7 protein-coding genes, 2 tRNA genes and 2 rRNA genes are annotated in these 9,464 nt (G+C 37.0%); 6 read left to right on the top strand and 5 right to left on the bottom strand.

The features are described 5' to 3' along the window. Both ACIQ2I_RS09040 and ACIQ2I_RS09035 read left to right on the top strand, forming a co-directional pair. The coding region (locus ACIQ2I_RS09040; RefSeq protein ID WP_396182075.1) for a sensor histidine kinase at positions 1-370 on the top strand (370 nt) is incomplete at its 5' end. A gap of 3 nt (positions 371-373) precedes the next feature. Further along, on the top strand, positions 374-1,072 hold the full coding sequence (locus ACIQ2I_RS09035; RefSeq protein WP_396182074.1) for a response regulator transcription factor: 699 nt from the start codon (positions 374-376) through the stop codon (positions 1,070-1,072). A gap of 36 nt (positions 1,073-1,108) precedes the next feature. Here the strand turns inward: ACIQ2I_RS09035 and rlmF are convergent, their stop codons facing one another. The 5 genes from rlmF to thrS form a co-directional block, all read right to left on the bottom strand. Continuing rightward, positions 1,109-2,023, bottom strand: coding sequence for a 23S rRNA (adenine(1618)-N(6))-methyltransferase RlmF (gene rlmF / locus ACIQ2I_RS09030; protein WP_396182073.1), 915 nt, complete (start codon positions 2,021-2,023; stop codon positions 1,109-1,111). A 125-nt stretch (positions 2,024-2,148) separates the two neighbouring features. Beyond that, entirely contained in the window at positions 2,149-2,493 is a 345-nt protein-coding gene (gene rplT, locus ACIQ2I_RS09025) for a 50S ribosomal protein L20 (RefSeq protein WP_396182072.1), read from the bottom strand. Between the two features lie 105 nt (positions 2,494-2,598). Continuing rightward, the gene (gene rpmI / locus ACIQ2I_RS09020; RefSeq protein ID WP_140964640.1) at positions 2,599-2,796 is read right to left on the bottom strand and encodes a 50S ribosomal protein L35; all 198 of its coding nucleotides are present in this window, start codon (positions 2,794-2,796) and stop codon (positions 2,599-2,601) included. Between the two features lie 112 nt (positions 2,797-2,908). Further along, positions 2,909-3,409 carry a translation initiation factor IF-3 gene (gene infC, locus ACIQ2I_RS09015; RefSeq protein ID WP_396182076.1) on the bottom strand — a complete coding sequence of 167 codons (501 nt, stop codon included), beginning with the start codon at positions 3,407-3,409 and terminating at the stop codon, positions 2,909-2,911. An 86-nt stretch (positions 3,410-3,495) separates the two neighbouring features. Beyond that, a complete protein-coding gene (gene thrS, locus ACIQ2I_RS09010) occupies positions 3,496-5,436 on the bottom strand; it encodes a threonine--tRNA ligase (protein ID WP_396182071.1) in 1,941 nt (646 codons plus the stop codon). Positions 5,437-6,168: 732 nt separating this feature from the next. On the opposite strand from thrS, the gene ACIQ2I_RS09005 reads away from it, so the two are divergent. From ACIQ2I_RS09005 to ACIQ2I_RS08990, 4 genes are all read left to right on the top strand, one after another. Continuing rightward, a 16S ribosomal RNA gene (locus ACIQ2I_RS09005) occupies positions 6,169-7,684 on the top strand. Between the two features lie 97 nt (positions 7,685-7,781). Continuing rightward, positions 7,782-7,855: transfer RNA gene (locus tag ACIQ2I_RS09000), tRNA-Ile, on the top strand. Positions 7,856-8,007: 152 nt separating this feature from the next. Further along, a tRNA-Ala gene (locus tag ACIQ2I_RS08995) sits at positions 8,008-8,081 on the top strand. Positions 8,082-8,292: 211 nt separating this feature from the next. Next, positions 8,293-9,464, top strand: a 23S ribosomal RNA gene (locus ACIQ2I_RS08990); the annotation flags it as partial.

Raw genomic sequence — 9,464 nt, 5'->3', positions numbered from 1 at the left:
TTTTAATGCTACTAGAAATACAGTTCTTTTAAATGAGGTCCATTTTACAAACGTTTTGGTTAATATTTTGGATAATGCAATGAAATATGCATCGGAAAAACCAATTATTAAAGTCTATACAGAAAATATTAAAGATTATGTTGTTATTAAAATTGAAGATAACGGTATAGGAATGTCAAAAGCAGTACAGAAAAAAGTTTTTGATAAATTTTTTAGAGAGCATACTGGCGATTTACATAACGTTAAAGGACATGGTTTAGGTTTAGCATACGTAAAACAAATTATCGACGACCATAATGGCGAGGTTTTTGTTGAAAGTGAAAAAGGAAAAGGAAGTACATTTATAATTAAATTGCCATTAATAAATTAAGATATGGAAGCAAAAAAAATATTATTAGTAGAAGATGATCCAAATTTTGGTTCGGTCTTAAGAGATTATTTATCATTAAATGATTTCGAAGTTACATTAGCTAAAAACGGAATGGAAGGTTTCGAGAAGTTTAAAAAAGACACATATGATTTATGTATTTTAGACGTAATGATGCCTTATAAAGATGGTTACACGTTAGCTAGAGAGATTAGAGAAAGAAATACAGAAGTGCCAATTATCTTTTTAACAGCTAAAACATTAAAAGAAGATGTTTTGAAAGGTTATAAAGTAGGAGCAGACGATTATTTAAACAAGCCTTTTGATTCGGAGGTTTTATTAATGAAAATCAAAGCAATTATTCAAAGAAAGGCATCTGAAACAAAACCAGATTCCACTATTTTTGAGTTTACTATTGGTAAATTTCATTTAAATTCAAAATTACGATTTTTAACTTTCGATAATCAAGAGCCTATTAAATTATCTCCAAAAGAATCTGAATTATTAAAAATGTTAGCCCTTCATGAAAATGATTTAATGCCAAGAGAACTAGCATTAACAAAAATTTGGAGAGACGATAATTACTTCACGTCCAGAAGTATGGACGTTTACATAGCTAAACTTAGAAAATATCTTAAATTAGATGATTGTGTAGAAATATTAAATATTCACGGAGAAGGTTTCCGATTAGTAATAAATTTATAATAAAAAATGCTACCATTTGGTAGCCTTTTTTTTATATTAAAATTGCCAGCAAATAATTTGTGAAGTTTTGTTGCCGTTTGTCAAATGAAGTGTAGTGCTTTTTTTAACTTCTACTTTCTTCATTTGTTTATATAAGGGCTTCAAGTTTGTTTTTTTAGAAACAATGGCGCTAAACCATTTACATTGACTTTTAAAATGAACACTTTCGTAAATCATGTTGGTTATAAAGCCTAATTCGCCACCCTCGCACCATAATTCGTTATTGTTACCGCTAAAGTTTAAGTCGGGTTTGTGGGCTACTTTCTGACCTAAGTTTTTGTTTTTTCGTAAAGAACCTTTTGTTGCTTCTTCCGCAGAAGTATGAAAAGGAGGATTGCAAATAACAAAATCAAAAACTTCTTCCGATTCTAAAATGTATTTTAAAACTGTACGTTTGTTGTCATTAAAACGAACTGTTACAGTTTCATTTAGTTTCGGATTTTTACTTAAAATCGTTTCTGCAGACAATAAAGATTGTTTGTCCACTTCTGTTCCTACAAATGTCCAACCATATTCATGATGTCCAATAATTGGGTAAATACAATTTGCACCCACACCAATATCTAAAATTCTAACTGCATTTCCGGTTGGAACCACGCCACCATTTGAAGTAGCTAAAAGGTCAGCAATATGATGAATGTATTCTGCTCTTCCCGGAATAGGAGGACATAAGTTGGTTTTAGGAATGTTCCAGTACTCTAAGTTGTAAAAATGCATTAACAATGCTTTGTTTAAAGCTTTCACTGCTATTGGATTAGAAAAATCGATTGACTTTTCTCCTGCTTTATTTAAGAATAAATGTAAGTTTAAATCGGGATGTGTTTTAATCAGTTGAGCAAAATTATATCTGCCAATATGTTTGTTTCTAGGGTGTAAACCTTCAAAATAAAGGTTTGTTTCATTATTTTCCATATACTATTGTAAGTGGCAAATTTACGATTAATAAAACAGATTTACATTATGATAAGAAACAAAAAAATCCCAACTGAAAAGTTGGGATTTTGTATAAGTAAGATATAAATATGATTAAACGTTGATTATTTCACTTTATTTACGATAGATGCAAATGCTTCTGAGTGGTTCATGGCTAAATCGGCTAGAACTTTACGGTTCAATTCGATGTTGTTAGCTTTTACTTTACCCATAAATTGAGAATAGCTCATTCCGTACTGTCTTGCACCAGCGTTAATACGCGTAATCCATAAGGCACGGAAATTTCTTTTCTTTTGCTTTCTATCACGGTAGGCATAGCACATTGCTTTTTCTACCGCATTTTTAGCGACTGTCCAAACGTTTTTACGTCTTCCGAAGAATCCTTTTGCTTGTTTTAATACTCTTTTTCTTTTAGCTCTTGTAGCTACTGAATTTACTGCTCTTGGCATAATTTTAAATGTTTTTTGTAGTGAGGCGGTTTTTTATAACACTTTTTACTTATAATTTAAGTAGCCCACTCCAGGGTTATTAAATAGTTTTAACCAAACAACGTATTAAATAATATTTAATTGTTGTTTAATGCTCTTCTCATCTGTTTTATGAACTAAACCAGAGTGAGTTAAAGCTAATTTACGTTTTTTAGATTTTTTTGTCAAGATATGACTCTTAAAAGCGTGTTTTCTTTTGATCTTTCCAGAACCAGTAACTTTAAATCGTTTCTTAGCACTAGATTTTGTTTTCATTTTAGGCATTTTTTCCTAGGTATTAAATTTATTCTTACTTACTATCTTGATAGCTTTAAGCATTAGGCAGTAAGTATTGGGCTTTTTATAGCTTATTGCTTATTGCTTATTGCTTATTGCTTTATTTAACTTTTTTCTTAGAAGCAATGTATATAATCATACGTTTTCCTTCTAAAACAGGCATGCTTTCTACTTTTCCGTATTCTTCTAAATCTTGAGCCAAACGCAATAATAAAATTTGTCCTTGCTCTTTATAGATAATTGAACGTCCTTTAAAAAACACAAATGCCTTTAATTTTGAACCTTCTTGTAAAAATTTTAAAGCATTTTTTTTCTTAAATTCATAATCATGTTCATCGGTTTGAGGACCAAAACGAATTTCCTTTATTACAACCTGACTAGATTTTGCTTTTAATTCTTTTTCCCTTTTCTTTTGTTGGTATAAGAATTTTCCATAATCCATCAGTTTACAAACAGGTGGTTCTGCGTTTGGTGAAATTTCAACTAAGTCTACTTCTTGTTCCTCTGCAAATCTTAATGCATCAGCCATTGCGTATACACCTGGCTCAATGTTCTCTCCCACTAAACGTACTTCAGCTACACCTCTAATTAAATTATTAATACGATGTGCGGCTATTTTTTCTACTCTAGGAGTGTAACTCCCTCTTCCTCTTCTAATTGCTATGACTCTGTAATTTTAGTTAAACTTTAAAATTGTTTCAATGTTTTGCTTATTTCTTCATTTACAATTTTTGAAAATTCCTCAATTGTAACTGTAATATTCCCTTTTCCTTCTTGTCCATTTCGACGAACAGAAATGGTGCCGTTTTTCTCTTCTTCTTCACCAACGATAAGCATAAAAGGCATTTTTTGCATTTCAGCTTCTCTTATTTTTTTGCCAATTGTCTCGTTTCTGTTGTCAATTAGGGCGCGAATTTCGTGAATTTCCAGCAAATCTAAAACTTTTTTCGCATATTTTTCATATTTCTCACTTAAACTTAATATAATTGCCTGTTCTGGCATTAACCAAAGTGGGAAATTTCCTGCTGTATGTTCTAACAAAATAGCTATAAATCGTTCCATCGAACCAAATGGCGCTCTGTGAATCATTACAGGGCGATGTAATTTATCATCTGCACCTTTATAGGATAGTTCAAAACGTTCCGGTAGGTTATAATCTACTTGGATAGTACCTAATTGCCAGCTTCTGCCCAATGCATCTTTTACCATAAAATCAAGTTTCGGACCGTAAAAAGCAGCTTCACCAGATTCAATAACGTAATTTAAACCTTTGTCTTTTGCAGCACTAATAATAGCATTTTCAGCTTTTTCCCAGTTTTCAACACTTCCAATATATTTATCAGGATTGTTTAAATCTCTAACAGAAACCTGAGCCGTAAAGTTTTCAAACCCTAAAGATCCAAAAACATAAAGCACCAAATCGATTACGTTTTTAAATTCTGCATCCAATTGATCTGGCATACAGAAAATATGCGCATCATCTTGAGTAAATCCTCTTACTCTTGTTAAGCCGTGCAACTCTCCAGATTGTTCATATCTATAAACGGTTCCAAATTCAGCATAACGTTTTGGTAAATCTTTATAAGACCATGGTCTAGAATTGTATATTTCACAATGATGTGGACAGTTCATCGGTTTCAACAAAAACTCTTCGCCTTCAGCAGGAGTAGTTATCGGTTGAAAACTATCAGCACCGTATTTAGCATAATGTCCAGAAGTTACATATAATTCTTTCTGTCCAATATGAGGCGTAACTACTTGTTCATATCCTGCTTTCTTCTGTGCTTTCTTTAAAAACTGTTCCAATCTATCTCGCAAAGCAGCACCTTTTGGTAACCATAATGGTAAACCTTGTCCTACTCGCGGTGAAAAATGAAATAAGTCTAATTCTTTACCTAACTTTCTATGGTCGCGTCTTTTAGCTTCTTCTAATAACTCTAAATAATCTGTTAAATCTTTCTGTTTTGGAAAAGATGTACCGTAAACTCGAGTCAACTGTTTGTTTTTCTCATCACCACGCCAGTAAGCTCCAGCAATACTCATTATTTTTACAGCCTTAATAATTCCAGTATTAGGAATGTGTCCACCACGACATAAATCTGTAAATGTAGCATGATCACAAAAAGTAATGGTGCCGTCTTCTAAATTAGAAATTAATTCTGTTTTATATTCGTTGTCTTTATATTTATCTAATGCTTCTGCTTTTGTTACAGCACGCATTTTAAATTCGTGTTTTTCTCTCGAAATTTCTAAAACGCGGTCTTCAATCTTTTTAAAATCAGCATCCGTTATTTTATTGTCACCAAAATCTACATCATAATAAAATCCGTTATCAATAGCCGGTCCAAGTGTTAGCTTAATTCCAGAATACATTTCTTCCAGAGTTTGTGCCATTACGTGCGAAGTCGAATGCCAAAAAGCTTTCTTCCCTTCTTTATCATTCCATGTGTATAAAGTTAACTTGCCGTCCGTTGTTAATGGGCTAGATGTTTCTATCGTTGTGTCATTATAATTAGCTGAAATTACATTTCTAGCAAATCCTTCGCTAATATTTTTAGCAACATCCATCGGAGTTACGCCTTGCGAAAACTCTCTTACCGATCCATCGGGTAAAGTAACTTTAATCATGGTTTAAATTTTATTGAGGTGCAAATATAATACAATCCAATATTTCCTACAATATATAATAGGTATAGTTTTTTTAGCAGCTCTTCCTGCTTTCCGCTCTATCTTTTTGTATAGTGGTCTTTAAGAAAAGTAAAGCCCATTATACAAAAAGGATGCCGCTACAATCAGGGCTATGGCAATTATTTCCATAAGAATCCTGCCTTTCAATTTTTTTTATAAGAAATCTTCACTTCTAACTTCTTGTGGTTCAATAGTTAAGCAATTACTTTAAAAAAAGATGAATTTAAGGTTAGGAAATCCGAATTTAGTTATTAGTTTTGCACCCGCATTGGGAGTGGCGTTCTTTATAATTTGGTTATAAAAATCCTTTTGTTAAAAAGGCAGAAAAGATTTTGTAATTCAGTAATAAAGGTGTTATATTTGCCCCCCGCTTTGGGAAGTTCTTTTTAGATTTTAGTCATAACAAAACGGTTATAAATTTTTCTCAAAAAAAGTGTATTAAAGTTTTGTTAGTTTAAAAAAAGGGTTTACTTTTGCACCCGCTAACGATTAGAGTAAGCGAAAAGCAAGATATTAGAGAGATACATTTGATGTATTTACGTTCATAGACATATTGGATTGACAGCATATAAGAATAAGAGTAACTCTTTTTCGAGTATTATAAAAATTGAATACCTAGCAAAATGATTATCGTCGATAAAATAAGTTAGATAGAGATATCTTAAAAAATCTACGATGAAGAGTTTGATCCTGGCTCAGGATGAACGCTAGCGGCAGGCTTAACACATGCAAGTCGAGGGGTATCACGCTTTCGGGCGTGAGAGACCGGCGCACGGGTGCGTAACGCGTATACAATCTACCTTTTACAGAGGGATAGCCCAGAGAAATTTGGATTAATACCTCATAGTATTTTCGGATCGCATGATTTGATTATTAAAGTTCCAACGGTAAAAGATGAGTATGCGTCCCATTAGCTAGATGGTAAGGTAACGGCTTACCATGGCTACGATGGGTAGGGGTCCTGAGAGGGAGATCCCCCACACTGGTACTGAGACACGGACCAGACTCCTACGGGAGGCAGCAGTGAGGAATATTGGACAATGGGCGCAAGCCTGATCCAGCCATGCCGCGTGCAGGAAGAAGGTCCTATGGATTGTAAACTGCTTTTATACAGGAAGAAACACCTCTACGTGTAGAGACTTGACGGTACTGTATGAATAAGGACCGGCTAACTCCGTGCCAGCAGCCGCGGTAATACGGAGGGTCCAAGCGTTATCCGGAATCATTGGGTTTAAAGGGTCCGTAGGCGGCCAAATAAGTCAGTGGTGAAAGCCCATCGCTCAACGATGGAACGGCCATTGATACTGTTTGGCTTGAATTATTAGGAAGTAACTAGAATATGTAGTGTAGCGGTGAAATGCTTAGAGATTACATGGAATACCAATTGCGAAGGCAGGTTACTACTAATATATTGACGCTGATGGACGAAAGCGTGGGGAGCGAACAGGATTAGATACCCTGGTAGTCCACGCCGTAAACGATGGATACTAGCTGTTCGGAGCAATCTGAGTGGCTAAGCGAAAGTGATAAGTATCCCACCTGGGGAGTACGTTCGCAAGAATGAAACTCAAAGGAATTGACGGGGGCCCGCACAAGCGGTGGAGCATGTGGTTTAATTCGATGATACGCGAGGAACCTTACCAAGGCTTAAATGGGGATTGACCGATTTGGAAACAGATCTTTCGCAAGACAATCTACAAGGTGCTGCATGGTTGTCGTCAGCTCGTGCCGTGAGGTGTCAGGTTAAGTCCTATAACGAGCGCAACCCCTGTCGTTAGTTGCCAGCGAGTCATGTCGGGAACTCTAACGAGACTGCCAGTGTAAACTGTGAGGAAGGTGGGGATGACGTCAAATCATCACGGCCCTTACGCCTTGGGCTACACACGTGCTACAATGGCCAGTACAGAGAGCAGCCACTTAGTGATAAGGAGCGAATCTTCAAAACTGGTCTCAGTTCGGATCGGAGTCTGCAACTCGACTCCGTGAAGCTGGAATCGCTAGTAATCGGATATCAGCCATGATCCGGTGAATACGTTCCCGGGCCTTGTACACACCGCCCGTCAAGCCATGGAAGCTGGGGGTACCTGAAGTCGGTCGCCGCAAGGAGCTGCCTAGGGTAAAACTGGTAACTAGGGCTAAGTCGTAACAAGGTAGCCGTACCGGAAGGTGCGGCTGGAACACCTCCTTTCTAGAGACAAAAGATAATCATTTAGGTTTCGATTTATAATATAAAAAAGAGACTTACTCTTGCTGTTAGTTCAAATAATACAAAACAAACAAAACAGAGTCTCGTAGCTCAGCTGGTTAGAGTACTACACTGATAATGTAGGGGTCCCCAGTTCGAGTCTGGGCGGGACTACTAATTTTAATTAACAATTAATAATTGATAATTAACAATTGATAATTAACAATTGAAAAAATCTGTTTTATTGTTTGGAAATTCTAGAATTGGTTAAAAACTCAATTGAAAAATAATTATCAATTATCAATTGACAATTATCCATTAAAATTGGGGGATTAGCTCAGCTGGCTAGAGCGCCTGCCTTGCACGCAGGAGGTCATCGGTTCGACTCCGATATTCTCCACTGATTTAGTCGAAAGGCTAAAGTCGTAAAGTCAAAAGTCTTTGGACATTAGACATTAAGACCTTACAACTTTCGACATAAATAAAGTTCATTGACATATTGAGATAAAATACAAAAAGTAGAAAACACGCTATGTGATATGCGCACAGCATATGACTAGCAAACATATAATAAATTCGTTTTAATTAACGGATTGCTCATTATAAGAATACAATAAGCAAAATAAGGGCGTATGGGGGATGCCTTGGCTCTCAGAGGCGATGAAGGACGTGATAAGCTGCGAAAAGCTACGGGGATTGGCACACACGAATTGATCCGTAGATATCCGAATGGGGCAACCCAACATGTTGAAGACATGTTACTCCGATAGGAGAGTGAACCCGCTGAACTGAAACATCTAAGTAGGCGGAGGAGAAGAAAACAAAAGTGATTCCGTAAGTAGTGGCGAGCGAACGCGGATTAGCCCAAACCAGAGTTGTTACGGCAATTCTGGGGTTGTAGGACCACGACATTTGATGCGGATTGAATTAGAATAACCTGGAAAGGTTAACCAAAGAGGGTGATAGTCCCGTATAAGTAAGAGAAGATATTGATAGTGGTATCCTGAGTAGCGCGGGGCACGTGAAACCCTGTGTGAATCTGGCGGGACCATCCGCTAAGGCTAAATACTCCTGAGAGACCGATAGTGAACCAGTACCGTGAGGGAAAGGTGAAAAGAACCGTGAATAACGGAGTGAAATAGATCCTGAAACCATACGCCTACAAGCGGTCGGAGCATCCAAGTGGTGTGACGGCGTGCCTTTTGCATAATGAGCCTACGAGTTACCGTTGCTGGCGAGGATAAGTGATTAAGTCACGGATCCGTAGCGAAAGCGAGTCTGAATAGGGCGCTTTAGTCAGTAATGGTAGACGCGAAACCGTGTGATCTACCCATGGGCAGGATGAAGCTGTGGTAACACACAGTGGAGGTCCGAACCGGTTGACGTTGAAAAGTCTTCGGATGACTTGTGGGTAGGGGTGAAAGGCCAATCAAACTCGGAAATAGCTCGTACTCCCCGAAATGCATTTAGGTGCAGCGCTGGGTTATAGTTATATAGAGGTAGAGCTACTGATTGGATGCGGGGGCTTCATCGCCTACCAATTCCTGACAAACTCCGAATGCTATATAATGTTTACCAGCAGTGAGGGCTTGGGTGCTAAGGTCCAAGTCCGAGAGGGAAAGAACCCAGACCATCAGCTAAGGTCCCCAAATATACGCTAAGTTGAAATAACGAGGTTTGTCTGCCCAGACAGCTAGGATGTTGGCTTGGAAGCAGCCATTCATTTAAAGAGTGCGTAACAGCTCACTAGTCGAGCGGACGAGCATGGATAATAATCGGGCAT

It is taken from the genome of Flavobacterium sp., from assembly GCF_044368995.1.
Lineage (GTDB): Bacteria > Bacteroidota > Bacteroidia > Flavobacteriales > Flavobacteriaceae > Flavobacterium.
The sequence above is the reverse complement of the archived record's forward strand: the minus strand, read 5'-3'. Positions and strand labels throughout refer to the sequence as shown.